Origin of the sequence: Stenotrophomonas bentonitica (assembly GCF_002887735.1) — a bacterium.
GTDB classification, from domain to species: domain Bacteria; phylum Pseudomonadota; class Gammaproteobacteria; order Xanthomonadales; family Xanthomonadaceae; genus Stenotrophomonas; species Stenotrophomonas bentonitica_A.
The window spans coordinates 563,840-589,131 of the sequence record NZ_PKQP01000001.1 but is presented as its reverse complement, the minus strand read 5'-3'; the positions used below and the strand labels follow the sequence as shown (position 1 = coordinate 589,131).

Annotated in this window: 21 protein-coding genes; 14 read left to right on the top strand and 7 right to left on the bottom strand. The window is 67.3% G+C overall.

Annotated elements, in window-relative coordinates; genetic code table 11:
• Positions 1 to 118 precede the first annotated feature (118 nt).
• From acnD to pbpC, 8 genes are all read left to right on the top strand, one after another.
• Positions 119 to 2,734 (top strand): Fe/S-dependent 2-methylisocitrate dehydratase AcnD, encoded by a 2,616-nt coding sequence (gene acnD / locus C0R07_RS02640; RefSeq protein ID WP_070471372.1) that lies wholly within the window; start codon positions 119 to 121, stop codon positions 2,732 to 2,734.
• Positions 2,735 to 2,831: 97 nt separating this feature from the next.
• Positions 2,832 to 3,548 (top strand): hypothetical protein, encoded by a 717-nt coding sequence (locus C0R07_RS02635; protein WP_070471374.1) that lies wholly within the window; start codon positions 2,832 to 2,834, stop codon positions 3,546 to 3,548.
• Between the two features lie 41 nt (positions 3,549 to 3,589).
• Entirely contained in the window at positions 3,590 to 3,847 is a 258-nt protein-coding gene (locus C0R07_RS02630; protein ID WP_019186079.1) for a type II toxin-antitoxin system ParD family antitoxin, read from the top strand.
• Complete coding sequence (locus C0R07_RS02625) at positions 3,810 to 4,160, top strand: type II toxin-antitoxin system RelE/ParE family toxin (RefSeq protein ID WP_254427760.1); 351 nt, start codon at positions 3,810 to 3,812, stop codon at positions 4,158 to 4,160. Before C0R07_RS02630 ends, C0R07_RS02625 begins: the two co-directional genes overlap by 38 nt.
• Positions 4,161 to 4,240: 80 nt before the next feature.
• Complete coding sequence (gene prpF, locus C0R07_RS02620; protein WP_102788124.1) at positions 4,241 to 5,425, top strand: 2-methylaconitate cis-trans isomerase PrpF; 1,185 nt, start codon at positions 4,241 to 4,243, stop codon at positions 5,423 to 5,425.
• A gap of 20 nt (positions 5,426 to 5,445) precedes the next feature.
• A complete protein-coding gene (locus tag C0R07_RS02615) occupies positions 5,446 to 6,903 on the top strand; it encodes a bifunctional 2-methylcitrate dehydratase/aconitate hydratase (RefSeq protein WP_102788123.1) in 1,458 nt (485 codons plus the stop codon).
• 156 nt (positions 6,904 to 7,059) lie between these two features.
• Positions 7,060 to 11,979 (top strand): alpha-2-macroglobulin family protein, encoded by a 4,920-nt coding sequence (locus C0R07_RS02610; RefSeq protein WP_102788122.1) that lies wholly within the window; start codon positions 7,060 to 7,062, stop codon positions 11,977 to 11,979.
• Between the two features lie 50 nt (positions 11,980 to 12,029).
• Positions 12,030 to 14,405 carry a penicillin-binding protein 1C gene (gene pbpC, locus C0R07_RS02605; RefSeq protein ID WP_102788121.1) on the top strand — a complete coding sequence of 792 codons (2,376 nt, stop codon included), beginning with the start codon at positions 12,030 to 12,032 and terminating at the stop codon, positions 14,403 to 14,405.
• A 226-nt stretch (positions 14,406 to 14,631) separates the two neighbouring features.
• Here pbpC and C0R07_RS02600 read toward each other — a convergent pair whose 3' ends face one another.
• Both C0R07_RS02600 and C0R07_RS02595 read right to left on the bottom strand, forming a co-directional pair.
• Positions 14,632 to 15,204, bottom strand: coding sequence for a ferritin-like domain-containing protein (locus C0R07_RS02600; RefSeq protein ID WP_102788120.1), 573 nt, complete (start codon positions 15,202 to 15,204; stop codon positions 14,632 to 14,634).
• A 29-nt stretch (positions 15,205 to 15,233) separates the two neighbouring features.
• On the bottom strand, positions 15,234 to 15,716 hold the full coding sequence (locus C0R07_RS02595; RefSeq protein WP_102788119.1) for a peroxiredoxin: 483 nt from the start codon (positions 15,714 to 15,716) through the stop codon (positions 15,234 to 15,236).
• A 250-nt stretch (positions 15,717 to 15,966) separates the two neighbouring features.
• On the opposite strand from C0R07_RS02595, the gene C0R07_RS02590 reads away from it, so the two are divergent.
• Entirely contained in the window at positions 15,967 to 16,863 is an 897-nt protein-coding gene (locus C0R07_RS02590; protein WP_102788118.1) for a DnaJ C-terminal domain-containing protein, read from the top strand.
• A 10-nt stretch (positions 16,864 to 16,873) separates the two neighbouring features.
• Here C0R07_RS02590 and pilH read toward each other — a convergent pair whose 3' ends face one another.
• Positions 16,874 to 17,257 carry a twitching motility response regulator PilH gene (gene pilH, locus C0R07_RS02585; RefSeq protein ID WP_019186088.1) on the bottom strand — a complete coding sequence of 128 codons (384 nt, stop codon included), beginning with the start codon at positions 17,255 to 17,257 and terminating at the stop codon, positions 16,874 to 16,876.
• 89 nt (positions 17,258 to 17,346) lie between these two features.
• Positions 17,347 to 18,342, bottom strand: a complete 996-nt coding sequence (locus tag C0R07_RS02580) for a YhdH/YhfP family quinone oxidoreductase (protein ID WP_070471391.1) — start codon at positions 18,340 to 18,342, stop codon at positions 17,347 to 17,349.
• Between the two features lie 176 nt (positions 18,343 to 18,518).
• Here C0R07_RS02580 and hflK point away from each other — a divergent pair, with 176 nt between their 5' ends.
• The 4 genes from hflK to C0R07_RS02560 all read left to right on the top strand — a co-directional run bounded on the left by hflK (position 18,519) and on the right by C0R07_RS02560 (position 22,424).
• Positions 18,519 to 19,640, top strand: coding sequence for an FtsH protease activity modulator HflK (gene hflK / locus C0R07_RS02575; protein ID WP_070471393.1), 1,122 nt, complete (start codon positions 18,519 to 18,521; stop codon positions 19,638 to 19,640).
• Positions 19,637 to 20,500, top strand: a complete 864-nt coding sequence (gene hflC / locus C0R07_RS02570; protein WP_019186091.1) for a protease modulator HflC — start codon at positions 19,637 to 19,639, stop codon at positions 20,498 to 20,500. The genes hflK and hflC overlap by 4 nt, the downstream gene beginning before the upstream one ends.
• Before the next feature lie 69 nt (positions 20,501 to 20,569).
• Complete coding sequence (locus C0R07_RS02565; RefSeq protein ID WP_070471394.1) at positions 20,570 to 20,758, top strand: DUF2065 domain-containing protein; 189 nt, start codon at positions 20,570 to 20,572, stop codon at positions 20,756 to 20,758.
• A gap of 373 nt (positions 20,759 to 21,131) precedes the next feature.
• Positions 21,132 to 22,424, top strand: a complete 1,293-nt coding sequence (locus C0R07_RS02560) for an adenylosuccinate synthase (protein WP_019183490.1) — start codon at positions 21,132 to 21,134, stop codon at positions 22,422 to 22,424.
• Between the two features lie 90 nt (positions 22,425 to 22,514).
• Here the strand turns inward: C0R07_RS02560 and C0R07_RS02555 are convergent, their stop codons facing one another.
• The gene (locus C0R07_RS02555; protein WP_102788117.1) at positions 22,515 to 22,925 is read right to left on the bottom strand and encodes an EF-hand domain-containing protein; all 411 of its coding nucleotides are present in this window, start codon (positions 22,923 to 22,925) and stop codon (positions 22,515 to 22,517) included.
• Between the two features lie 231 nt (positions 22,926 to 23,156).
• Between C0R07_RS02555 and C0R07_RS02550 the strand changes: the two genes are divergently transcribed.
• Complete coding sequence (locus C0R07_RS02550; protein WP_102788116.1) at positions 23,157 to 23,483, top strand: DUF6966 domain-containing protein; 327 nt, start codon at positions 23,157 to 23,159, stop codon at positions 23,481 to 23,483.
• Here the strand turns inward: C0R07_RS02550 and C0R07_RS02545 are convergent, their stop codons facing one another.
• Positions 23,484 to 24,182, bottom strand: a complete 699-nt coding sequence (locus tag C0R07_RS02545) for a M23 family metallopeptidase (protein WP_102788115.1) — start codon at positions 24,180 to 24,182, stop codon at positions 23,484 to 23,486. It lies immediately after the preceding gene.
• A gap of 4 nt (positions 24,183 to 24,186) precedes the next feature.
• The gene (locus C0R07_RS02540; protein WP_070470434.1) at positions 24,187 to 25,167 is read right to left on the bottom strand and encodes a L,D-transpeptidase family protein; all 981 of its coding nucleotides are present in this window, start codon (positions 25,165 to 25,167) and stop codon (positions 24,187 to 24,189) included.
• Between the last annotated feature and the right edge of the window lie 125 nt (positions 25,168 to 25,292).

The following is a 25,292-nucleotide window of genomic DNA, read 5'->3' as shown; positions in this document are numbered from 1 at the left end:
CGCGGGTGCTTTGCGGAACAGGCCGGCGCGATGCCGGTCTGCTCCGTTGCGGCGTCGCTACTCCTTCTTCGCCGGTGTCACGACGCCCCGGCCCGCCAACAAGCAGCTATCGCCAGCCATGAATACTCAGTACCGCAAGAACCTCCCCGGCACCGCGCTGGACTATTTCGATACCCGTGCCGCGGTCGATGCGATCCAGCCCGGTGCCTATGCCACGCTGCCGTATACCTCGCGCGTGCTGGCCGAAAACCTGGTGCGCCGCTGCGACCCGGCCACGCTGGAGGCCTCGCTGCGCCAGCTGATCGAGCGCCGCCAGGACCTGGATTTCCCGTGGTTCCCTGCGCGCGTGGTGTGCCATGACATTCTCGGCCAGACCGCCCTGGTCGATCTGGCCGGCCTGCGCGATGCCATCGCCGATGCCGGCGGTGACCCGGCGCAGATCAACCCGGTGGTGCCGACCCAGCTGATCGTGGATCACTCGCTGGCGGTGGAATTCCCGGGCTTCGACAAGGCCGCGTTCGAGAAGAACCGCGCCGTCGAAGACCGCCGCAATGAAGACCGATTCCACTTCATCAACTGGACCAAGAAGGCGTTCAAGAACGTCGACGTGATTCCGCCGGGCAACGGGATCATGCATCAGATCAATCTGGAGAAAATGTCGCCGGTCGTGCAGGTGCGCGACGGGGTGGCCTTCCCCGATACCTGCGTGGGCACCGACAGCCACACCCCGCACGTGGACGCGCTGGGCGTGATCGCGATCGGCGTGGGCGGCCTGGAAGCGGAGAGCGTGATGCTCGGCCGTGCCTCGTGGATGCGCCTGCCCGACATCATCGGCGTGGAACTCACCGGTTGCCCGCAGCCGGGCATCACCTGCACCGACGTGGTGCTGGCGCTGACCGAGTTCCTGCGCAAGGAGCGCGTGGTCGGTGCGTGGATCGAGTTCTACGGCGAGGGCGCCAACGCGCTGACCATCGGCGACCGCGCCACCATTTCCAACATGACGCCGGAGTTCGGCGCCACCGCGGCGATGTTCTACATCGACCAGCAGACCCTGGATTACCTGCGCCTGACCGGCCGCGAGGACGACCAGGTCGCACTCGTGGAAACCTATGCCAAGGCCACCGGCCTGTGGGCCGATGATCTGGTCACCGCGCAGTACGAGCGCGTGCTGCAGTTCGACCTGTCCAGCGTGGTGCGCAACATGGCCGGCCCGTCGAACCCGCACAAGCGTGTGGCAACCACCGACCTGGCCGCCCGCGGCATCGCCGACGAAGGCAAGCTCGCCTCGGGCAAGCAGGAACAGGCCGATGGCCTGATGCCCGATGGCGCCGTGATCATCGCCGCGATCACCAGTTGCACCAACACCAGCAACCCGCGCAACGTCATCTCCGCCGCCTTGCTGGCCCGCCATGCCAACCGCGCCGGGCTGACCCGCAAGCCGTGGGTGAAAAGCTCGCTGGCGCCCGGCTCCAAGGCCGTGCAGCTGTATCTGGAAGAAGCCGGCCTGCTGACCGAACTGGAGCAGATGGGCTTTGGCATCGTGGGCTTCGCCTGCACCACCTGCAACGGCATGAGCGGCGCGCTGGACCCGAAGATCCAGCAGGAAGTGATCGACCGCGACCTGTATGCCACCGCCGTGCTTTCGGGCAACCGCAACTTCGACGGCCGCATCCACCCGTACGCCAAGCAGGCGTTCCTGGCCTCGCCGCCGCTGGTGGTGGCGTACGCGATCGCCGGCACGGTGCGCTTCGATATCGAAAAGGATGCGCTCGGCCACGATGCCGATGGCAACCCGATCACGCTGAAGGACCTGTGGCCGAGCGATGCCGAGATCGACGCGGTGGTCAAGGCCTGCGTCAAGCCGGAGCAGTTCCGCAAGGTCTACGACCCGATGTTCACCTTCAAGGTGGAACACGGTGCACCGATCAGCCCGCTGTACGACTGGCGCCCCCAGAGCACCTACATCCGCCGCCCGCCGTATTGGGAAGGCGCGCTGGCCGGTGCCCGCAGCCTCACCGGCATGCGCCCGCTGGCGGTGCTGGGCGACAACATCACGACAGACCATCTGTCGCCGTCCAATGCGATCATGGCCAGCAGCGCGGCCGGTGAATACCTGGCCAAGATGGGCCTGCCTGAGGAAGACTTCAATTCCTACGCGACCCACCGCGGCGACCATCTCACCGCGCAGCGTGCGACGTTCGCCAACCCGAAGCTGATCAACGAAATGGCCGTGGTTGATGGCCAGGTCAAGCAGGGGTCGCTGGCGCGCGTGGAGCCGGAAGGCGAGGTCACCCGCATGTGGGAAGCGATCGAAACCTACATGGACCGCAAGCAGCCGCTGATCATCATCGCCGGTGCCGACTACGGCCAGGGCAGCTCGCGTGACTGGGCCGCCAAGGGCGTGCGCCTGGCCGGTGTGGAAGCGATCGCGGCCGAAGGCTTCGAGCGCATCCACCGCACCAACCTGATCGGCATGGGCGTGCTGCCGCTGGAGTTCAAGGAAGGCGTGAACCGCAAGACGCTGGGCATCGATGGCACCGAAACCTTTGACGTGCTCGGCGAGCGTGTGCCGCGTGCCGAGCTGACCCTGGTCATCCACCGCCGCAACGGTGAACAGCTGCGGGTGCCGGTCACCTGCCGCCTGGATACCGCTGAAGAAGTCTCGATCTACGAGGCCGGCGGCGTGCTGCAGCGGTTCGCCCAGGACTTCCTGGAATCGGCGCAGGTGATGTGACGGTATGCCAGGCCCGCCCGCGAGGTGCGGGCCTGGCGCGTCGCTGGCATGGGGCCATCGGCGCGTAGGTTCCACAATAACCGGGACAGGCGGCGACATGTTTTACACCGTGGCGGGCGCGATCAATACCGCCTTCATCCTGCTGAGCCTGGTGGGTGTGTGGGCCCAGCTGCGCAAGGTGTGGCAGCGCCGCGCGAGCGCGACGGCGGGCGCAGTCGCCACCGATATCCTGTCGCTCAACCAGTTCACGGTCGGTTTCCTCGCCTACCTGTCGTTCTTCGTCTACGGCTACAGCATCCAGCCGTTCAACCACTTCATCGTGTGGCCGCGCCTGCTTGCCTCGGTGCTTGTGCTGCTGATCCTGAGAGAGATCTGGACGGACCGGCGCAGCCGCGCTGCGACCGCCAGCCTTGTCGTGGCGTGCGTGGCGCTGTTGTGCGCACTGCTGGGCCTGGTGTGGGGGCAGCGTCACGTGGATGAGGGCCGCGTGCTCGCCTCGGCGATGATCGTGGCCGTTACCGCGCTGCTGGCCCAGGGCTATGCGCACCAGATCCTGCTGATCTGGCGCTCCGGCCGCACGGGCGCGGTGTCGCTGCGGATGAGCCAGCTGATCCTGCTGTTGGACATCTCCACCATCTTGTTCGCCTTCGCAATGGGCCTGCGTCTGGGCTGGCCGTTGCTGCTGCTGGCCGTGGTCAGCGGGAGCACCAAGCTGATGATCCTGTGGCTGTTCCGCTGGGAGCGTCGTAGCGCGGGAGCCGAAACAGCGGAGCGGCGGGATGAACGGGGCGGAGTTGCGATCAATGAGATGTAGGTGCACACTTTTATGGCAAAAATTGCCAAAGAGGTCTGATCATGGCCACGATGAACATCTCGCTCACCGATCCGCTCAAGCAGTTTGTCGATGAGGAAGTCAGCCAGGGGGGGTACTCCAGTACGTCCGACTACGTGCGCGACCTGATCCGCCAGCGCCAGCGGCAAAAGGCCGAAGAGCTGCTGCGCAGGTTGATTGCGGAGGGCTTGGCGTCTGGCCCAAGTGCGCCGGTCACCTCGGCAACTTTCGAGCGGATGCGCCGTGACCTGGCAGAGCGGTTGGACCGTGAAGCGGATTGAGTGGCGGCCACGCGCGGAACAGGACGTGGCCGACGCTGCGCTCTGGTTCGCGCGTCAGGGAGGGTTGGCGCTGGGCGAACGGTTCATCGCGACGGTGGATGCCACACTGCTGCGGATCGCGGCATTTCCTGGGGCAGGGTCCGCTCGGCACGCTTGGGTCAGCGATGACCTGCCGGTCCCACTGCGATTCGTGATCTTGCCCATCTTTGATCGCTATTTGATCTATTACCTTGACCTTCCGGACCGCGTTGACATCCTTCGCGTCTGGGATACCTCGCGCGGGCTCGATGCATTGATGGATCAGACGCCATGACCGTCCTCCGGTGCACGCAGCGCCATTCAAGCGGATGACGCATCCGCTCGTCCCCATCCATCCTGCACGGACATGATTTCATGACCCATCTCCCCCAGCTCCGCATTCCCGCCACCTACCTGCGCGGTGGCACCAGCAAGGGTGTGTTCTTCAAGCTGAGCGACCTGCCTGCCGCCGCGCAGGTGCCGGGCCCGGCCCGCGATGCGCTGCTGATGCGCGTGATCGGCTCGCCCGACCCGTATGCCAAGCACACCGATGGCATGGGCGGCGCGACCTCCAGCACCAGCAAGTGCGTGATCATCTCCGCGCCGTCGGTGCCGGAGCACGACGTGGATTATCTGTACGGCCAGGTGGCGATCGAGACGGCATTTGTCGACTGGAGTGGCAACTGCGGCAACCTCAGCACGGCGGTGGGCCCGTTCGCGATCAGCAACGGAATGATCGATCCGGCGCGGATTCCGCACAACGGCCTGTGCACCGTGCGGATCTGGCAGGCCAACATCGGCAAGACCATCCTGGCGCACGTGCCGATCGTGGAGGGCCAGGTGCAGGAGGACGGCGATTTCGACCTCGATGGCGTGACCTTCCCGGCCGCGGAGATCCAGCTGGAGTTCCTGGATCCCTCCGATGATGGCGAGGGCGGGGCGATGTTCCCCACCGGTAATCTGGTCGACACGCTCGACGTGCCCGGCGTGGGCAGCTTCCAGGCCACGATGATCACCGCCGGCATTCCCACCATCTTCCTCAACGCGGCTGATCTGGGCTACACCGGCACCGAACTGCAGCCGGCGATCAACGAGGACAAGGCCGCCCTGGCGCGTTTCGAAGCGATCCGCGCGCACGGCGCGGTGCGCATGGGGCTGATCGAGACCATCGAGCAGGCCGCGACCCGCCAGCACACACCGAAGGTCGCCTTCGTCGCCCCGGCGCAGGACTACGTGTCCTCCAGTGGCAAGCAGATCGCCGCGGGCGAGATCGACCTGCACGCGCGCGCGCTGTCCATGGGCAAGCTGCACCACGCGATGATGGGCACCGCCGCAGTCGCCATCGGCACTGCCGCCGCGATCCCGGGCACGCTGGTGAACCTGGCCGCCGGTGGCGGTGAGCGTGAATCGGTGAGCTTCGGTCATCCCTCCGGCACGTTGCGCGTGGGCGCGCAGGCGGCGCTCGTTGACGGTCAGTGGACGGTCACCAAGGCCATCATGAGCCGCAGTGCCCGCGTCTTGATGGACGGTGCGGTAAGGGTGCCTGCCGCCACCTTGTAAGTCCCAACAGGAGAATCGCGATGTCCGGTCATGACAGCCACAGCAACCAGCGCCCGCCATGGGACACGGTCCTGACCGACATCGTCGATTACGTCCGCGACTACCCGGTCAGCTCGCCGCTGGCGTACACCACCGCGCGGCACTGCCTGATCGATACGCTGGGCTGCGGGTTGGCGGCGCTATCGTTCCCGGCCTGCAGCAAGCTGCTCGGGCCGCTGGTGCCCGGCATGCAGGTGATCAACGGCGCCCGGGTGCCAGGGACGCGCTTCGAGCTGGATCCGGTGCAGGGCGCCTTCAACATCGGCGCGATGATCCGCTGGCTGGATTTCAACGACACCTGGCTGGCCGCGGAGTGGGGGCATCCCTCCGACAACCTCGGCGGCATCCTGGCTACCGCCGACTGGCTCAGCCGCAATGCCGAGGCGCTGCGCCGGGCGCCACTGACCATGCGCGATGTGCTGGAGGCGATGATCAAGGCGCATGAAATCCAGGGTTGCCTGGCGTTGGAGAATGCGTTCAACCGGGTCGGGCTGGATCATGTGGTGCTGGTCAAGGTCGCCTCCACCGCGGTGGTGTCACACCTGCTTGGTCTGGATCGTGAGCGCATGCTCAATGCGCTGTCGCTGGCCTGGGTGGATGGGCAGTCGCTGCGCACCTACCGGCACGCGCCCAACACCGGCTCGCGCAAGAGCTGGGCGGCCGGTGATGCCACCAGCCGTGCGGTGCGCCTGTCGCTGATGGCCGCGGCCGGTGAGATGGGCTATCCCAGCGCGCTGACCGCGCCGACCTGGGGCTTCTACGATGTCTCCTTCGGCGGGCAGCCGTTCCGCTTCCAGCGGCCGTACGGCAGCTACGTGATGGAGAACGTGCTGTTCAAGATCAGCTATCCGGCCGAGTTCCATGGCCAGACCGCGGTCGAAGCGGCAATGGACGTGCATGCGCAGATGCGCGCCACCGGAAAACGCAGCGAGGACATCGCGCAGATCACCCTGCGCACCCAGCAGGCCTGCCTGCGCATCATCGACAAACCCGGCCCGCTGCATAACCCGGCCGACCGCGATCACTGCGTGCAGTACATGGTGGCGATCGGCCTGATCTTCGGCCGGCTGGTTGCCGAGGACTACGAGGACGACGTGGCGGCCGATCCGCGCATCGATCCGCTGCGGGCGACGATCACCTGCGTGGAAGAGCCGCAGTTCACGGCCGACTACCTGGACCCGGACAAGCGCAGCATCGCCAACGCGCTGCACGTGACGTTCGCCGATGGCAGCACGATGGAGGCCGTGGTCGAGTATCCGCTGGGCCACGCGCGGCGCCGGGCCGAGGGCATCCCGCTGCTGGAGGACAAGTTCCGCCGACACCTGGCCGGGGTGTTCCCGACCGTGCAGCAGCGCCGGATCATCGAGGCGTCGCTGGACCCGGTCGCGCTGGAAGCGATGCCGGTGCACGAGTACGTCGACCTCTACGTCGCCGGGTAGAGCCGACCGTTGGTCGGCTGCCCTTAGCGATGGCTCTTGGCGGCTGCCCTTGGCGGTGGCCCTGCCGGTCACCCATGACGCCCGGATCGCCCGGGGTCGCCCGTGAACGGACGGGGACGGCCCGTATACTGGCCGCCTTGTTCAAGGAGTGACGTCATGGCTAGCCGCAGTCGGTTCGGGCAGTGGAGCTGGAAGGGAATCGCGGGCCTGGCGCTGGTCGCCGGCCTGGCCATCGGCGTCGGGGGCTGCAAGCGCAACGACAGCGGCCAGCTACCAGCCCCGTCCGGCGCGCCGATCACGGCCAAGGCCGAGGCGGTCACCGAGTTCACCCTGGTCCGGGCCTACCCCGATCAGAAGAGCGACGGCCTGTCGCTGGCGCTGGAGTTCTCGCGCCCGCTGGTCGGCACCCAGGATTTCGATGCACTGGTCCGCTTCGCCGAGAAGGTCGGCACCGAGGACAGCAGCTGGTCGCTGTCCGATGACGGCAAGACCCTGCGCTATCCGTTCGTGGAGGCGGCCAAGGAATATTCGCTGATCGTTTCGCCCGATCTGCTCGCCGCCGATGGCAGCCGGATCGGCAAGGAGCTGCGCCAGAAGGTCTTCACCGGCGAGCTCAAGCCGGTGGCCGGGTTCGCCTCGCAGGGCAGCGTGCTGCCCGCCAAGGACAGCCGCGGCCTGCCGGTGGTCTCGGTCAACGTGCCGGAAGTGGACGTGGAGTTCCTGCGCGTGCGCGAGAAGGAACTGCCGAACTTCTTCAGCCAGTACCAGCGCGGCGGGCGCCGCGGCAGCTGGGAGCTGGACAGCGACTACGGCGACAAGACGCCGATGTCGCAGTTGGCCGAGCCGGTGTACGTCAACCGCTTCGTGATCGGCGGCAAGCAGAACGAGCGCGTGCTCACCTACCTGCCGACCCAGGACATCAAGGAGCTGCAGCAGCCCGGCCTGTATTTCGCGGTGATGAAGCGCAGCGGTTCGTTCGAAGGCGAGTACGACACCGCCTTCTTCACCGTCAGCGACATCGGCCTGCATACGCGTGCCTACAAGGACAAGCTGTTCGTGCACACCGCCTCGCTGCAGAGCGGGGCGTCGCTGAAGAAGATCGAGCTGCGCATCCTCGATGGCAAGGGTGAGGTGGTGCTCAAGGGCGCAACCGACGGCAACGGCAATGCGCTGCTCAATTACACGTTGGATGCCAGCCATGTGCTGATCGCCAGCAGTGGCGGCGATACCTCGATGCTGCCGTTCAACCAGCCCGCGCTGGACCTGAGCGAGTTCGCCGTGGCCGGGCGCGACAACGCCTGGTTCGACGTGTTCACCTGGTCGGGCCGCGACCTGTACCGTCCCGGCGAGACCGTGCGCATTTCCGCACTGCTGCGCGACAACGACGGCAAGCCGGTGAAGCCGCAGCCCGTCTTCCTGCGCCTGAAGCAGCCGGACAGCAAGACCTTCCGCGAGACCCGCCTGACCCCGGGCGAGCAGGGTTACTTCAGCTTCGAGCAGCTGATCCCCGCCGAGGCCCCGACCGGGCGCTGGCAGGTGGAGTTCCGCACCAACCCGGCCAGCAAGGAAGCGATCCAGGGTATGACCCTGCGGATCGAGGAGTTCCTGCCCGAGCGCATGAAGCTGGACCTGGACAGCGCGCAGAAGACGCTCAAGCCGGGCGAGCCGCTCAAGCTGCAGGCCGATGCGGCGTATCTGTACGGTGCGCCGGCCGATGGCAACCGCTTCACCGCGCGATTGGCCGTAGCGGCCGAGCAGTCGCCGGTCGAGTCGCTGCCGGGCTACTTCTTCGGCGACCCGACCACCGCGCTGCCGCGCGAGGCGCGCGACGTCATCGATACCGAATTCCCGGCCGACGGCAAACTGCGCCAGGACGTGGAGCTGCCGGCCGAGGTCAAGCCGACCGCACCGATCGCCGTGGTGCTCTCCGGCAGCGTGTATGAAACCGGTGGCCGCACCGTGACCCGCACCCTGAAGCGGGTGATGTGGCCGGCCACGGCGTTGGTGGGTGTACGCCCGCTGTTCGATCCCAAGGACGGCGCCGATGCCAACAGCAATGCGCGTTTCGAACTGATGCGCGTGGACGCGGCAGGCAAGCCGCAGCCGGCCAAGGGCCTGAAGGTCACGCTGGTGCGCGAGCTGCGCGATTACCACTGGACCTTCAACGACAACCGCTGGGATTACGACTTCACCCGCCGCTTCGAGAACAAGGACACCCGCACCGTTGATGCCGGCAGTGCGGCGGTCGGCGTTGATTTCCCGGTGGAGTGGGGCGAGTACCGGCTGGACGTGTTCGACCCGGCCACCGGGCTGACCAGTCGCTATCCCTTCAACGCCGGCTGGAGCTGGAACGACGACAACCGCGGCCTGGATGCACGCCCGGACAAGATCAAGCTGGCGTTGGACAAGACCGGCTACAAGGCTGGCGATACCGTGCGCGTCACCGTGACCCCGCCGCATGCCGGCAAGGGCGTGCTGATGGTCGAGAGCGACAAGATGCTCTACGTCCAGGATATCGACGCCAAGCCTGGCAGCACCTACGACATTCCGGTCACCGCCGAGTGGGAACGTCACGACGTCTACATCACCGCGCTGGTGTTCCGTGGCGGCAGTGCGCCGAGCAAGATCACCCCGGCCCGTGCGGTCGGCGTGGTGCATGTGCCGATGGACCGCAAGGCGCGGCAGATCGCCGTTGGCCTGGTGGCCCCCAAGCAGATGCGCCCGGAGCAGACGCTGCCGGTCACCGTGAGCGCCCCGCAGCTGGCGGGCAAGGTCGCGCATGTGACCGTCTCGGCGGTGGATGTGGGCATCCTCAACATCACCCGCTTCCCGGTGCCCGATGCCGCTGGCCACTTCTTCGCGCAGCGTCGCCTCGCCGTGGATGCGTATGACATTTACAGCCGCGTGATCGAGAGCTTCGACGGCAGCAGCGGCAAGCTGAAGTTCGGTGGCGACATGGCACTGGCGGCGATGCCGCAGGCCAAGCGCCCGACCGCGCGCGTGCAGACGGTCGATCTGTTCTCCGGCCCGGTGAAGCTCGATGCCAAGGGCATTGCGCGGATCGCGTTGAAAGTGCCGGATTTCAACGGCACCCTGCGCGTCTCGGCGCTGGTGTATGCCGATGACCAGTACGGCAAGCGCGATGTGGAAACCGTGGTGCGCGCGCCGATCCTGGCCGAAGCCAGCATGCCGCGCGTGATGGCGCCCGGGGATACCAGCACCGTGACCCTGGACGTGCAGAACTTCACCGGCACGCCGGGCGAGTTCAAGGTGCAGGTGGATGGTATCGGGCCGTTGACGCTGGGCGAGTCCAGCCGCACGCTCAAGCTCAACGCGGACGCCAAGAGCACGCTGAGCTTCCCGCTGACCGCGCGCGAGGGCTACACCGTGGCCAAGGTGCGCGTGCGCGTGGACGGCAACGGCTTCAAGGTTGATCGCCGCTATGACCTTCCGGTGCGCGCGGCGTGGCCGCAGGTGCTGCGCGCACAGACCCGCACACTGGATCCGCTGGCCGCCGTCACGATGGAGGCCGGGTTGGCCGATGGCCTGATGAACGACTCGGTGACCGCACGCATGCTGGTCAGTGCGCTGCCGCCGATTCCATTCGCCAGTGCCTTGAACGGCGCGCTCAACTATCCGTATGGCTGCGCCGAGCAGACCACCAGCAAGGGCTACGCGGCGCTGATGCTGGATGAGGCGACCTCGGCCATGCTGGGCGCGGACGGGCTGGATGCCAAGACCCGCCGTGAGCGCATGGAGGGTGCCTTCGGCCGCCTGGCCTCGATGCAGGTCGCCAACGGCAACTTCTCGATGTGGGGCGACGACGGCTACATCAATCCGTGGCTGACGCCGTACATCGCGGAGTTCCTGCTCGACGCCAAGGACGCTGGCTTCGCGGTGCCGGACAACGTGCTGCAGAAAGCACTGAACCGCCTGAGCGAAGACCTGCTGTCCGGTGGCAACCAGTTCTATGGCGAGGACCGCCGCGAGAACCTGAAGTTCGCCAACCAGGCGTATTCGGGCTACGTGCTGGCCCGGGTCAACCGTGCACCGCTGGGTACCCTGCGCGCGCTGTACGACAACGAACGCAGCAAGTCGCTGACCGGCCTGTCGCTGGTGCACCTGGGCATCGCACTGTCCCTGCAGGGCGATCACAAGCGCGGCGATGCGGCCATTGCCGCCGGCTTCGCCAAGAGCGCGGCTGACCGTCCGGCCTACTTCGGCGATTACGGCAGCGCGGTGCGCGATGACGCGTTGATGATCGCGCTGCTGCACGAGCGCAAGCTGTCCAAGCCGGCCTACGATGCCCGTGCGGTCGATCTCGGTCGCGCGCTGGATGCCCGCCGCAACAGTGGCTGGATGTGGCTGAGCACCCAGGAGCAGGTGGCGCTGGCCCGCATGGGCAAGGCGTTGTCGGCCAACCAGAAGAAGCTGGTTTCCGGCGAACTGGTAGTGGGTGGCGAGAGCGAGAGCGTCTCGGCGCGGCGCATGTTCGGCCGCAGCTTCGACTACGCCGCGCTGGCCAAGGGCGTGCGCTTCACCCCGCAGGGGGAGCCGCCGATGTTCGCCAGCCTGGAAGTGGCCGGCATTCCGCGCAATCCACCGGAGCCGGACAGCCGCACGCTCGGCGTGGAGCGCAGCTGGTACACCACCGATGGCAAGCCGTGGACGCCGCGTCCGCTGAAGGAAGGCGAGGCCCTGATCGTGCGGGTCAGTGTCACCCCGAACGTGGACATGCCCGATGCGCTGCTGACCGATCTGCTCCCGGCCGGGCTGGAGATCGAGAACTTCAACCTGGGCGATGCGAAGCAGTGGGCCGATGTGGTGGTCGACGGGCTGAGCGTCAACGATCGGGGCGATGCAGCCAACATCAAGCACGAGGAGTTCCGCGACGACCGTTACGTGGCCGCGCTGAAGCTCTCGCGTGGCAGCACTGCCAAGGTGTTCTATCTGGTGCGCGCGGTCACGCCGGGCACGTATCGCGTGCCGCCGCCGCTGGTGGAGGACATGTACCGTCCCGACCTGCGCGGGGTGGGGCGCAGCCTGCCGGCATCGCTGACCGTGGTGCAGCCCTGATCGCAGGGCGGGCCGTCATCTGACGGCCCGCCTGCCTTGCTGCTGAGCCGATGACGTCTCTCTTTTCCAAGCGGTCGTGGACCTCCGTGCGACGCAACGTACTGCCCTGCCTGCGATGGGGCACGGCCGCCGTGCTCACGCTGCTGCTGGTGCTGGATCTCGCGTTTCCACCCCCGCTGCCCAGGCAGCGCGACACCAGCACCCTGGTGGTCGCGCGTGATGGCACGCCGCTGCGCGCCTTCGCCGACGCGGACGGGGTGTGGCGCTACCCGGCCTCCGCCGACAGCGTCTCGCCGCTGTATCTGCAGGCCCTGCTGAACTACGAAGACCGCTGGTTCTGGCGGCATCCGGGCATCAATCCGTGGGGGCTGTTGCGGGCCGGCAAGCAGTGGCTGTTCGAGCAGCGGATCGTCTCCGGCGGCTCGACCCTGACCATGCAGGTCGCCCGCATTCTCGATCCGCATAGCCGCACGCCGTGGGGCAAAGCCAAGCAGCTGCTGCGCGCGGTGCAGCTGGAGCTGCATCTGAGCAAGGCGCAGATCCTGGCGCTGTACCTGGAGCGCGCGCCCTACGGTGGCACCATCGAAGGCGTGGAGGCGGCGAGCTGGGCCTACCTGGGCAAGCCAGCCTCGCAGCTGTCGCATGCCGAGGCGGCGCTGCTGGCGGTGTTGCCACAGTCGCCCAGCCGGTTGCGTCCGGACCGCCATCCGGAGGCGGCGCAGCGTGCGCGCGACAAGGTGCTGGAGCGGATGGTGTCGCTCGGCGTGTGGTCACGCGAGGAGGTCGACGATGCGCGCATCGAGCCGGTGGTCACGCGCGCGCTGCAGCCTCCGCTGCATGCGGCATTGTTGGCCCAGCGCCTGCGCTCGGCGCAGCCGCGGGTGGCGCGGATCGAGAGCACGCTGGATATCGGCCTGCAGCGCACGCTGGAAGAGCGTGTGTCGTCCTACTTTTCACAGCTGCCCGAGCGCACCTCGGCGGCGTTGCTGGTGGTGGACAACCGCACACTGGAGGCACGTGCCTACGTCGGTTCGGTGGCGTTCGGCGACAAACAGCGGCTCGGCCATGTGGACATGGTGCAGGCGTGGCGCTCACCGGGCTCAACGCTGAAACCGTTCCTGTACGGCATGGCGCTGGATGATGGCCTGATCCATTCGGAAAGCCTGATGGTGGATGCGCCGCAGAGCTTCGGCGGGTATCGGCCGGGCAACTTCGATGCGGCCTTCAACGGGCCGGTCAGTGCCGCCACGGCGCTGCGGCTGTCACTCAATGTGCCGGCGGTGGACCTGCTGGATCGCGTCGGCTCGGCGCGCTTCGCGGCACGCCTGTCGCATGCGGGCATCAATCTGCGCTTTCCGCACGGCAGTGCGCCCAATCTCTCGCTGATTCTCGGCGGCACCGGCGCGCGGCTGGAGGATCTGGTCGGCACCTTCGCCGCGTTCAACCGCAACGGTATCGCCGGGCGGGTGCGTTATACCGCCGGGGATGCGGTGATCGAGCGCCGCCTGATGTCCCCCGGCGCGGCGTGGATCACCCGCGAGGTGCTCGAGTCCAATCCCCGCCCGGGCTACGGCACCGGCACCTTCGATGTCACCGGCCGCCCACGTGTGGCCTGGAAGACCGGCACCAGCTACGGCTACCGCGATGCCTGGGCGATCGGCACGACGCGCCATTACACGGTAGGTGTGTGGGTGGGGCGCCCGGATGGCACGCCGCTGCCCGGGCAGTACGGCGCGGTGACCGCGTTGCCGCTGATGTTCGAGGTGGTCGACAGTCTGCCGCGCCAGGCCGGCGATGCCCGTGCGGCGCCGATGCCGGCGAGCGTGGCGCAGGCCGATATCTGCTGGCCGACCGGTGGTCTGGCCGAGCAGATGGCGCCCGCGCTGTGCCAGCGGCGGATGCCGGCGTTCGTGCTCGATGGGGCGGTGCCGCCGACCTTCGCCGAGCGCGAGGCGCGGCTGTGGCAGCCGGGTCTGCAGCGGTTCCAGGTGGATGCGCGCACGGGGCTGCGGCTGTCGCCGGAGTGCAGCCGACCGCATGCGGCGGAGTCGCGTGAGATCGCGCGCTGGCCGGCGCTGTTGTCGCCGTGGTTGCCGCACGCGCAGCGTCAGGCCTCGCAGTTGCCTGCGTTGTCCCCGGACTGCAGCGACGATGGTCGAGAGAGTGGTGGGACGCTGCATATCGAGGGGCTCAACGACCGCGCCACCCTCGCACGCGCGCCGAATGCCGAGCGCGGCGTTCGCCTGCAACTGCGTGCACTGGGCAATGAAACGACCGTGGATTGGCTGCTGGATGACCGCTGGATCGCCCGCACTGAAGGCGCGCGGCTGTTCCAGCGCGATTTCGACGAGGTGGGTGAGCACACGCTGACCGCGCTGGCCGCCGATGGTGCGTGGACGCAGGTGCGGTTCCGGATCCTGCGCTGACGGGTTGCTGCCCGCGATCGGGTAGTGCCGGCCGCTGGCCGGCATCATCCCATCAACGGTAGTGCCGGCCGCTGGCCGGCATCACACCATGAACGGTAGTGCCGGCCGCTGGCCGGCACTGCACGCCGTTCGGATGCTGCAGGAGCCGGCCAGCGGCCGGCACTACAGCGTCAGGAGCCGGCCAGCGGCCGGCACTACAGGGCCAAGAGTCGGCATGCGGCTGGCGTTACTCGCCGATCCAGCCGTCCAGCAGATCGGCGAATTCGTCGGCGTGCTCTTCTTCCTGCGCGAGGATCTCTTCGAGGATGCGCTTGGTCGTGGTGTCCTTGTCGCCGACGAAGTTGATCATCTCGCGGTAGCTGTCGATCGCGATGCGCTCGGCAATCAGGTTCTCGCGGACCATGTCGCGCAGGTCGCTGCCTTCCTTGTACTCGGCATGCGAGCGCGCGGTGAGCGTATCCGGGTTCAGATCCGGCTCGCCGCCCAGCTGCACGATGCGTTCGGCCAGCTTGCCGGCATGCGCCTGTTCCTGCTGTGCGTGTTCCAGGAACTCGGCCTTGATCGAATCGGCGAGCATGCCCTTGGCCATGAAGTAATGGCGGTAGTAGCGCAGCACGCAGACGTACTCGGTGGCGAGCGCATCGTTGAGCAGCTTGATCACCGCCTTGCGGTCGGCGCTGTAGCTGTCGGTGATCGCGCCATCTTCGATGTCCTTGCGGGCCTTGGCACGCAGGGTGGCGGTGTCGCTGATGCCCGGCGGGCGGGCGTTGTTGGGGGTGTTCTTGGCTGGCGTTGACATGGCTGGCCGGGTTCCTCTGTTGCGTGGGTCTAGCGGGGGAGATGCTCCAGCACGTACTGGGCCGAAGACACCTCGAATTTTCCGGGTTCCTCGATGAAGGTTTCGCGCACGACACCGTCTTCGACGTACAGCGCGAAGCGGCGCGAGCGGATGCCCATCCCGGAGCTGCTGGCATCCATCTCGAGGCCGAGGGCCCGGGTGAACTCGCCATTGCCGTCGGACAACAGCTGCAGGCCGTCGGGCACCTGCTGGCTCTCGCCCCAGGCCTTCATCACGAACGGATCGTTGACCGCCATGCAGAACACTTCGATCCCGCGGTGGCGGAACTCGGGGAACTGCTCGATGAAGCCGGGCAGGTGCCGGGCCGAACAGGTCGGGGTGAATGCGCCGGGCACGCCGAACAGCACCGCCTTGCGCGAATCGAACAGGGCATGGGTGTCGATGGTCTCCATGCCCTCGCGGATGCGCTTGAGGGTGACTTCGGGAATGCGGTCGCCAACGTGGATGGTCATGCGGACTCCTTGGACACAGGCAGGGTAGTGAGGGGCATGGGATGGCCATGTCAACACGTTGAAAACCGGACGTGCAGACCCATCTGGAGCGGGAGAGGCGCGCTACCGGGGCAGCGTAGCCGGCTGGGATGTCCGCCGCATTGCGCAGGATCATTCGCGCCCGGCGTCACGGTGGGCCGGTCCGCAGCGGCTAGAATTGCGCGGACGGCGCCCGCCCACGCGGGTGGCCGAACTTAGTCGAGGTGTTTGGATGGAATTCAAGGATTACTACGCCACGCTCGGGGTGGAACCCACCGCGGGCGATGCTGAGATCAAGACTGCTTACCGCCGGCTGGCGCGCAAGTACCACCCGGATGTGAGCAAGGAAGCCGGGGCCGAGGACAAATTCAAGGCGGTCAACGAGGCTTACGAGGCGCTGCGCGATCCGCAGAAGCGCGCGGCCTATGACCAGCTCAAGGCGCAGGGCTACCGGCCCGGCGAGGAGTTCCATACCCCGCCGAACTATGGCGGTGGCCAGGGCTATGACTTCGAAGAGGTGTTCGGGGGCGGCGCCGGTGGCGGCGGCTTCAGCGATTTCTTCGAGAGCCTGTTCGCGCGCCAGCGCGGCGGTGGCGGTGGTCGCGCCAGTGGCTTCGGCGGCGCCAGCCAGGGGCCGCAGCCGACCCGCGATACCCGCGCCAAGCTGTCGGTGCCGTTGGAAGCGGCCTATCAGGGCGACAGCCTGCGCATCAACGTGGGCGGCAAGCAGCTGGATGTGCGCGTGCCCAAGGGCATCCGCCCGGGCCAGGTGATCCGCCTGACCGGGCAGGGCACCGGTGGCGGCAACCTGCTGCTGGAAGTGGAATACGCCGAGCACCCGCAGTTCGAGGTGGATGGCCGCAACATTCTGTACACCCTGCAGGTGACCCCGTGGCAGGCCGCGCTGGGGACCAGCATCAGCGTGCCGACCCTGGGCGGTGCGGTGGACCTGAAGGTGCCGGCAGAGTCCGATGCCGGGCGCAAGCTGCGCCTGCGTGGCCGTGGCCTGCCGGGCAACCCGGATGGCGATCAGATCGTGGAGCTGGAAATCATCGCACCGGCGCCCACCGATGAGGCGCAGAAGAAGGCCTACAAGGCGCTGGCCAAGGCCTTCGGCGAGAAGGTGTGAGGCATCGGCATCACGCCGTCGGCGGTTCCTGGTGGCTGAAAACGCGCTCCAGCACCTCCGACAGCTCGTCTTCGGAGAACGGCTTGGTGATGTAGGCCTTCGCCCCCTGCCGCATGCCCCACATGCGGTCGGTGTCCTGGTCCTTGGTGGTCACCAGGATCACCGGAATGTGCCTGGTCGAGGCGTCGCGGGCCAGCGTCCGGGTCGCCTGGAAACCGTTGAGGTTGGGCATCACCACGTCCATCAGCACCAGATCGGGCAGCTCGGCCTTGGCCGCTTCCACCCCGGCCGCGCCGTCGGTGGCGGTCAGGATCTGGTGCCCGAGTTTCTCGACGATCCGCTGTATCCCCAACAGCTGCGACGGTGAATCGTCGACGATCAGAATGCGTGCCATGGTGTTCCCCGTGTGATGCCCGCAGTGTAGTGCGGGCATCGCGCCGTCGTGAAGCGCCGGGCGTGCCGTCCGTCGCCCGGCTGCCACGCTCAGTCGATTCGTACCACCGTGCGGCCGTGGTTGCCGCCCGCAAGCAGGGTATCGAACGCCGCCGGCAGGCCATCCAGCCCGATTTCGCCCGTACAGATCGCGTCCAGATGCGCCGGCTTCCACGCACCACCCAGCTTCTCCCAGACCGCTTCGCGCAGCTCGCGCGGTGCACTGGAGGAAGACACCCCGATCAGCGACACGCCGCGGATGATGAAAGGCATCACCGTCATCTCCAGCTCCGCGCTGGCGGCCAGGCCGGCACTGACCACGGACCCGTAAGGCACGGTCTGGGCCAGCAGGCTGGTCAGCATCGCGCCACCCGCGTTGTCCAGCCCACCGCCGAAGCGCGCCGACTCCATCGGGCGGGTGGTTGCCAGCACCTCACGCGGCAGGACCTCGCGCGCACCCAGGCCACGCAGGTAGTCGGCCTGGTCGGGCTTGCCACTGATCGCATGCACCTCGAAGCCCGCCCGGGTAAAGATGTCCACCGCCAGCGAGCCGACCCCGCCGGTGGCCCCGGTCACGGCCAGCGGCCCGTGGGCAGGGGTCTGCCGGTTGTCCAGCATCCGCACCAGGGCCAGTGCGGCGGTGAAGCCGGCCGTGCCCAGGATCATCGCCTCGCGCGGGGTCAGTCCCGTCGGTTGCCGGATCACCGCGCTGGCGGCCAGGCGCACATACGGGCTGTAGCCGCCATCGCGGGTCTCGCTCAGCCCGCAGCCGGTGGCGAGCACCGCATCACCCTCGCGGCAGGCCGGATCGGTCGAGGCGACCACCGTGCCTGCCACGTCGATGCCGCCGACCAGCGGGAAACGCCGCAGGATCCTGCCCTTGCCGGTGCCAGCCAACGCATCTTTATAGTTGACGGAGGACCAGTGCGCGCGGATCACCACCTCGCCCGGGTTGAGCTGCGCCAGCCCGATCGGTTCCAGCCCGGCGTGGTAGCCGGTATCGTCCTGGTGGATGCGGAAGGCGTTGAACCGGTCGGGAATTGCCATGAAGATGCCTGACGGGGGGAAACCACTACCTTACCCGCTGCGGTTATGAATCGTTCCCGGAGATGCGTGACCCCTTCCAATCCTGTCGATCTGCCCCATCTAGTAGAATCGACAACGTTTTAACGGTTGACGGTGCGGGAGTGGCCCGCAGGCAACCTTACCTTGATGGAGCGTGCATGGCCTGGAATACACCCGGCGGCAACAAGGGCGGACAAGGCCCCGACGAGAATCGACGTGGGCCGTTCGGTCCTCGCGGTGGCGGCAATGGCGGCGGTTGGGGCGGTTTGCCCGGTCCGTTGAAAGACCTGTTCGATGGCGGCATCCTGCGCTGGGTCGCGGTGGCTGCGGTGTTGCTGCTGCTGTTCTCCAGCTTCCAGCTGATCGGCGAACAGCAACGCGGTGTGGTCCTGCGCTTCGGCCAGTTCCATCGCATCCTGCAGCCTGGCCCCAACTTCAAGCTGCCCTGGCCGCTGGAATCGGTCACCAAGGTCAATGCCACCGAGATCAAGACGTTCAGCAGCCAGGTGCCGGTCCTGACCCGCGACGAGAACATCGTCAACGTCTCGCTCAACGTCCAGTACCGCATCGATGATCCGCGCCTGTACCTGTTCGGCTCGGTCGATGCCGACCAGGTGCTGGAGCAGACCGCGCAGAGCGCGGTGCGTGAGCAGGTGGGTCGTGCCGACCTCAACAACGTGCTCAACAACCGTGGCCCGCTGGCCGTGGCCGCCGAAGAGCGCCTGCAGGCCTCGCTCGGCATCTACCGCACCGGTCTGTCGGTGACCGGCCTGACCCTGCCCGATGCCCGCCCGCCCGAGGAGGTCAAGCCGGCCTTTGACGAGGTCAACGGTGCCCAGCAGGTCAAGGAGCGGCTGATCAACGAAGCCCAGGCTTATGCGGCCAAGGTGGTCCCGGAAGCGCGCGGCCAGGCCTCGCGGGCCCGGACCACCGCTGAAGGCTACAAGCAGGCCGTGGTTGCCAAGGCCGAGGGTGATGCCGAGCGCTTCAGCCTGCTGCAGGCCCAGTACAAGGACGCCCCGGAAGTCACCCGCAAGCGCCTGTGGCTGGAAACGGTGCAGACGGTGCTCTCGGAGAACCGCAAGATCATCGGCGGCGATGGCCGCCAGCTGATCTACGTGCCGATGCCGGGCGACACCCGCACCAGCACCAACGCCGCTCCGGCGGTGACCCCGGAAGTCATGCTGCCGTCGCTGCCTGCCAGCACGGCCGTGGATGGCGTTCGCAATGCGGAGCGTCCGACGACGCGCCCGACCGGTCGTGAGGAGGGCAGCCGATGAGAAGTTCACTGTGGATTGGTCTGGCCGTAGCGGTCCTGCTCGGCCTGCTGGGTTCGGTCTACGTGGTCCGTGAGGACCAGACCGCGATGGTGCTGAACCTGGGCAAGGTGGTCCGTGCGGACATCAAGCCGGGCCTGCACTTCAAGGTGCCGCTGGTGGAGACGGTGCGCGTGTTCGATCGCCGCTTCCAGGTGCTCGATACCGCCCCGGCGCGTTACTTCACCGCCGAGCAGAAGGACGTCAGCGTCGACTTCTTCGCCATCGGTTACATCTCCGACGTGCGCGCGTACTTCCGTGCGACCGGCGGCGATGCCCGCGTGGCCAACGCCCGTCTGGCCCCGATCATCACCGACTCGCTGCGCAACCAGATCAACTCGCGTTCGTTGCAGCAGCTGGTCTCCGGGGATCGCAGCGAACTGATCGCCAACCAGCTGACCGGCATCAACGAGTCGGTCAAGGCGCTCGGCATGCAGATCATCGACCTGCGCATCAAGCAGATCGACCTGCCGACCGACAGCCAGGTGATCAACGATGTGTACGAGCGCATGCGCGCCCAGCGCAAGCAGGAAGCAGCCAAGCTGCGCGCCGAGGGTGAAGAGCAGTCGCTGACCATCCGTGCCCAGGCCGACCGCGAGAGCACCGTGATCGTGGCCGAAGCCGAGCGCGACGCCCAGCAGCTGCGCGGTGCCGGCGATGCCGATGCCGCCCGCATCTACGGCAAGGCCGGCTCGGCCGACCCGTCGTTCTACGCCTTCTACCGCAGCCTGGAGGCCTACCGTGGCTCCATGACCGACGGCAACGGCGTGATCGTGCTCGACAAGAACGACCCGTTCCTGCAGTACCTCAAGAGCGATCGCTGAGGCCGCAGGCGGTAGTCATCCACGGGGACCCGGTGCAGACCGGGTCCCCGTTTTGTTTGTGGAGATGTCATGAAAGAGTTGTTCTCGGCGCTGTGCCTGGTCGCCGTGCTGGAAGGCCTGTTCCTGTTCGCCGCCCCGTTGGCCTGGAAGCGCATGGCCGAGCAGCTGTTGATGCTGCGCAGCAGCGCCCTGCGTGCGTGGGGCGGGGTGATCCTGCTGGCCGGCCTGACCACGCTCTGGTGGATCCGTCACGCATAGCGTAGGGCGTTGCCCGGCCCCTGACCCGGTAATGCCGGCCACTGGCCGGCTCCGCTCTGCCCCGCCTCTGACCGGGTAGTGCCGGCCGCTGGCCGGCTCCCCAGCCATGGTCGGGAGCCGGCCAGCGGCCGGCACTACCCGGTGGGCCCGTCCTGACCGGTTGCCAACACGGGCCGCCAGCGGGGTGGCACCTGCCCAGGGAAACCCGGATAATGCAAAAAAGCCGGACGGGCCTCCCCGTTCGGCTTTTTCCGTGTCTGGGCCTTCCATCGCCGGCCGCTCCCCGTTTGGAGCCGCCATCACCGCGCTGGCCAGCCCTGCCACGGTTTACCCGTCCGCGGCCCCGATGGCCGCAACATATGAGGAGCCCGTCATGGGTCAGTCTGTCGTAGTGCTTGGTGCCCAGTGGGGCGATGAAGGCAAGGGCAAGATCGTCGATCTGCTCACCGAGGAAATCGGTGCCGTAGTGCGTTTCCAAGGCGGCCACAACGCCGGCCACACCCTTGTCATCAATGGCAAGAAGACCGTGCTGCACCTGATCCCGTCGGGCATCCTGCGCGAAGACGCGCTGTGCCTGATCGGCAACGGCGTGGTGATCTCGCCGGCCGCGCTGCAGAAGGAAATCGCCGAGCTGGAAACCTCCGGCGTGGAAGTGCGTTCGCGCCTGAAGATCTCCCCGGCCGCGCCGCTGATCATGCCGTACCACATCGCTCTGGACCAGGCGCGCGAACGCGCTGCCGGCGGCAAGGCGATCGGCACCACCGGCCGTGGCATCGGCCCGGCGTATGAAGACAAGGTGGCGCGTCGCGGCATCCGCATCGCCGACCTGCATTACCCGGCCCAGCTGGAAGAACTCCTGCGCACCGCGCTGGATTACCACAACTTCGTGCTGACCAAGTACCTCAATACCGACGCGGTCGACTTCCAGAAGACCTACGACGAAGCACTGGCCTTCGGCGAATACGTCGAGCCGATGAAGTCCGACGTCGCCGGCATCCTGCATGACCTGCGCAAGCAGGGTAAGCGCGTGCTGTTCGAAGGCGCCCAGGGCGCACTGCTGGACATCGACCACGGCACCTACCCGTACGTCACCAGCTCCAACACCACCGTGGGTGGTGCACTGGCCGGTGCCGGCGTCGGCGCCGATGCGATCGACTACGTGCTGGGCATCGCCAAGGCCTACGCGACCCGCGTCGGCGGTGGCCCGTTCCCGACCGAGCTGGACGATGAAGTCGGCCAGGGCATCCGCGACCGCGGTGCCGAGTACGGCGCTTCGACCGGCCGCCCGCGTCGCTGCGGCTGGATGGACATCGTCGCGCTCAAGCGCGCCGTGGCCATCAACGGCATCAGCGGCCTGTGCATCACCAAGCTGGACGTGCTCGACGGCATGGAGAAGCTGAAGGTCTGCATCGCCTACGAATACCGTGGCAAGCGTACCGAGTACGCGCCGCTGGACGCGCAGGGCTGGGAAGAATGCACCCCGGTGTACCTGGAGTTCCCGGGCTGGACCGAGAACACCCACGGCATCACCAACTGGGATGACCTGCCGCCGGCCGCCCGCGCTTACCTGCGCGCGCTGGAAGAGCTGGCCGGTTGCCCGGTCAGCATCGTCTCGACCGGCCCGGACCGCGACCACACCATGGTCCTGCAGGACCCGTTCGCCTGATCAGGCGCGGGCGTGCCGGGCATGCCCGGTAGTGCCTGAAGGTGCAGGAAAAGCCCCGCGAAAGCGGGGCTTTTTCGTGGCCGGGGCGCCTCAGCGCTGGCCGATGCCCATCCGTACTTCGGACAACTCCAGGTTGCCGTCCTGGTTCGCATCCAGCCGTTGGAAACGCATCTCCGAGGAGCGGCGCATCTCTTCGGCACTCAGTTCACCGTCACCATTCTGGTCGGCGATGCGTAGCCACTCGGTAGCGGAGAACTCACCGTCGCGTTGCGGTCCCAGTACCCCCTGTACTTCATCGACGCTCACGCGGTAGTTGTGATCCGCATCGACCAGACGGAAGAACGCGTCACCGTCATACTCATCACGGCTGACCTTGCCATCGCCATTGCGATCCAGCATCGCGAAGCGGTCCGATGCGGTGGCAGGCAGGTCCTGCGCCGCGGCAGCACCTGCTGCGAGTACGCCAGACAACACGAGCAGGGCGATACGGGGGGCGGACATCGTCACGGTCTTCTCCAGAACGGGCAGGGCGTGCCGTCAGGGCCCAGTGTCCGCCGCGTGGATGGCCGCGACAACGGCAATTTCCCGCATTCGCGCCAGTAGTTTTACTGAGTGCGCCCGGGCAGCTGACCGCAACGTTCGCGCCCGCGCCATCGACACCATGGCATGCTGTGCAGCCACTCAACGAGACACCGGGGCGGCATGGAAACGGGAGATCAGGCGGGCATCGGCATGAGCAGCGCGAACCGCGCCTTGCATGCGGTGGTATCCGAGCTTGAAGCGCTGTTGCGCGGCGACGGCGAACGCCACTGGGCGGACTGGATGCGGCGCGTCATCACCCAGCTCGAGCAGGGCAATCCCGGCGCGCCGGAAAGCCTTCTGCGCGCCTACGGTGGCATGGGGTCTTTCAACGACCTCGCGCTTGGCCAGGATTACAGCAACGGCCGCTTCCAGTGGAAGGCAGACGCTGGCGAACTCAATGACCGCCTGGATGCGCTGCGCGGCCGTGCCTGGGAACTGGCGCGGGCGATCCGGGACGCTACCCCCGGCCCCCGTTGATCAGAGCGCCTGCTGACCTTTCAGCACCGGATAGGGGTTGATGGATTCGCCTTTCCACCACTGCTTTTCCGGGCCCAGTACGTGGATCTCGAAATGCAGGTGCGGCGCGTCGGGGCTGGCATTGCCGGTGCTGCCGACATAGCCGATCACCTCGCCACGCTTGATGGTCTTCTTCTCGGCCAGACCGTCGGCATAGCGGTCCAGGTGCGCGTAGTAGTAGCAGTAGCGGCCGCTCGGCTCGAACTGGTACACGGTCAGCCCGCCCCGCACGCTGTCGAACAACTTTTCGACCGTCCCATCGGCAACCGCCAGCACCGGCGTGCCGTTTGGCGCAAGGATGTCGATCGCATCGTGCACGCGACCTTCGCTGCGTGCATCGGTGAAGGTGTCCTGCAGTTGCTCGGCACCGATGCCCTGCACCGGGAGCAGCAAGGCGCCGGCCGCGTTTGCCGGTGCCGGTGCGGCACCGCCCGCGTCAGGCGCGGGCGGTGTGGGCGTGGTCTGGATCGGTACCGGCGTCGGGGCCGGGGTGGCAGCAGGTGGCGGTGGCGCATCGAGTGCGGCGCGGGTGGAACTCGTGGCCGAGCCTATCTTGGCCGGCTCGGCGGCTCCCAGGCGGGCAGAGGGGCCAGGCCCCAGCAGCCAGTACCCGACCACGCCGATGACCAGGCCCACCGCCAGCAGTCGCAGGATCTTCATCTGCTTACTCCTGCATCACGACCGGCACGGAGGCATCCACTGCGTCGGCCACCTGCAGCGCATCCCAGTTGGTCATGCGCACGCAGCCGTGCGATTCGGTCTTGCCGACGTGGCCGGGCTCCGGGGTGCCGTGCAGGCCGTAGTGCGGCTTGGAGATATCGATCCAGACCACGCCGACCGGGTTGTTCGGGCCGGGCGGCAGCACCGCTTTGCTGTCACCGGCCTTGGCGTCCCAGAACAGCTTGGGGTTGTAGTGGAAGGTCGGATCGCGCGAAATGCCCAGGATCTTCCACTTCCCGATCGGCAGCGGGTCATGCCTGCTGCCCGAGGAAACCGGGAACTGCGCATAGACCTTGCCGTCGGCATCGAACAGGCGCAGCGTCGAGTCGGATTTGTCGATCACCAGCTTGCTGGCCTTGGCCAACGGTGTGACGGAGATGTTCGGTACCTGGATCACACTGCCGGCCTTGCCCAGGTCCACGCCCGGGTTAAGGGTTTTGAGCAGTTCCGGCGAGGCATGGAAGCGTTCGCCCAGCGCCTCTTCCACCGAGCCGAAGCCGAGCGCTTTCAACTTGGCCTGTTCGGCCGGGCCCTTCGGCACGGGGTTGAACGGGCCGGCAACGTCCTCGGCGGTCAGCGTATAGCGCACCAAGGGCGGAGCGCTGTCCGGCTGCAGGGCCTTCCACGTCGCATCGTCCAGTTCGCCGGTGACCTTCAATCCTCGCGCGGCCTGGAAGCCGGAGACCGCGCGTTTCTGGTTCGAGCCGACTTCGCCATCGATCTGCCCCGGCGAGAAATGGGCGCGATCCAGCAGCACCTGCGCGTGCAGATCAGAGCGGACGCCGGTCGCCACGGGTGTCTTGGCGGTGGCCGTGTCAGCGGGAGTGGCCGCGGGTGCCGTCTGTGCGACCGCCCAGCCGGAGGACGCTCCCAAGGCGAGGGCGAGCGCGGTGAGGCGGGCGATTCGGTGCAGGCGAAGGGACATCGGCAACTCCAGCGGGAACGTGTTTCCACCATGCCTGCCCGGTGTGCGCACTCGCCGTGAAAACCCTGACGCGCGGCTGAGTGGCGTACGGGAACGCGCACGCGGCGCGCCTAAGGTGAATCCAT

Coding starts and splice junctions, on each gene's coding strand:
- acnD (WP_070471372.1), top strand. CDS start 119: ATGAATACTCAGTACCGCAAGAACCTCCCCGGCACCGCGCTGGACTAT.
- C0R07_RS02635 (WP_070471374.1), top strand. CDS start 2,832: ATGTTTTACACCGTGGCGGGCGCGATCAATACCGCCTTCATCCTGCTG.
- C0R07_RS02630 (WP_019186079.1), top strand. CDS start 3,590: ATGGCCACGATGAACATCTCGCTCACCGATCCGCTCAAGCAGTTTGTC.
- prpF (WP_102788124.1), top strand. CDS start 4,241: ATGACCCATCTCCCCCAGCTCCGCATTCCCGCCACCTACCTGCGCGGT.
- C0R07_RS02615 (WP_102788123.1), top strand. CDS start 5,446: ATGTCCGGTCATGACAGCCACAGCAACCAGCGCCCGCCATGGGACACG.
- C0R07_RS02610 (WP_102788122.1), top strand. CDS start 7,060: ATGGCTAGCCGCAGTCGGTTCGGGCAGTGGAGCTGGAAGGGAATCGCG.
- pbpC (WP_102788121.1), top strand. CDS start 12,030: ATGACGTCTCTCTTTTCCAAGCGGTCGTGGACCTCCGTGCGACGCAAC.
- C0R07_RS02600 (WP_102788120.1), bottom strand. CDS start 15,204: ATGTCAACGCCAGCCAAGAACACCCCCAACAACGCCCGCCCGCCGGGC.
- C0R07_RS02595 (WP_102788119.1), bottom strand. CDS start 15,716: ATGACCATCCACGTTGGCGACCGCATTCCCGAAGTCACCCTCAAGCGC.
- C0R07_RS02590 (WP_102788118.1), top strand. CDS start 15,967: ATGGAATTCAAGGATTACTACGCCACGCTCGGGGTGGAACCCACCGCG.
- pilH (WP_019186088.1), bottom strand. CDS start 17,257: ATGGCACGCATTCTGATCGTCGACGATTCACCGTCGCAGCTGTTGGGG.
- C0R07_RS02580 (WP_070471391.1), bottom strand. CDS start 18,342: ATGGCAATTCCCGACCGGTTCAACGCCTTCCGCATCCACCAGGACGAT.
- hflK (WP_070471393.1), top strand. CDS start 18,519: ATGGCCTGGAATACACCCGGCGGCAACAAGGGCGGACAAGGCCCCGAC.
- hflC (WP_019186091.1), top strand. CDS start 19,637: ATGAGAAGTTCACTGTGGATTGGTCTGGCCGTAGCGGTCCTGCTCGGC.
- C0R07_RS02565 (WP_070471394.1), top strand. CDS start 20,570: ATGAAAGAGTTGTTCTCGGCGCTGTGCCTGGTCGCCGTGCTGGAAGGC.
- C0R07_RS02560 (WP_019183490.1), top strand. CDS start 21,132: ATGGGTCAGTCTGTCGTAGTGCTTGGTGCCCAGTGGGGCGATGAAGGC.
- C0R07_RS02555 (WP_102788117.1), bottom strand. CDS start 22,925: ATGTCCGCCCCCCGTATCGCCCTGCTCGTGTTGTCTGGCGTACTCGCA.
- C0R07_RS02550 (WP_102788116.1), top strand. CDS start 23,157: ATGAGCAGCGCGAACCGCGCCTTGCATGCGGTGGTATCCGAGCTTGAA.
- C0R07_RS02545 (WP_102788115.1), bottom strand. CDS start 24,182: ATGAAGATCCTGCGACTGCTGGCGGTGGGCCTGGTCATCGGCGTGGTC.
- C0R07_RS02540 (WP_070470434.1), bottom strand. CDS start 25,167: ATGTCCCTTCGCCTGCACCGAATCGCCCGCCTCACCGCGCTCGCCCTC.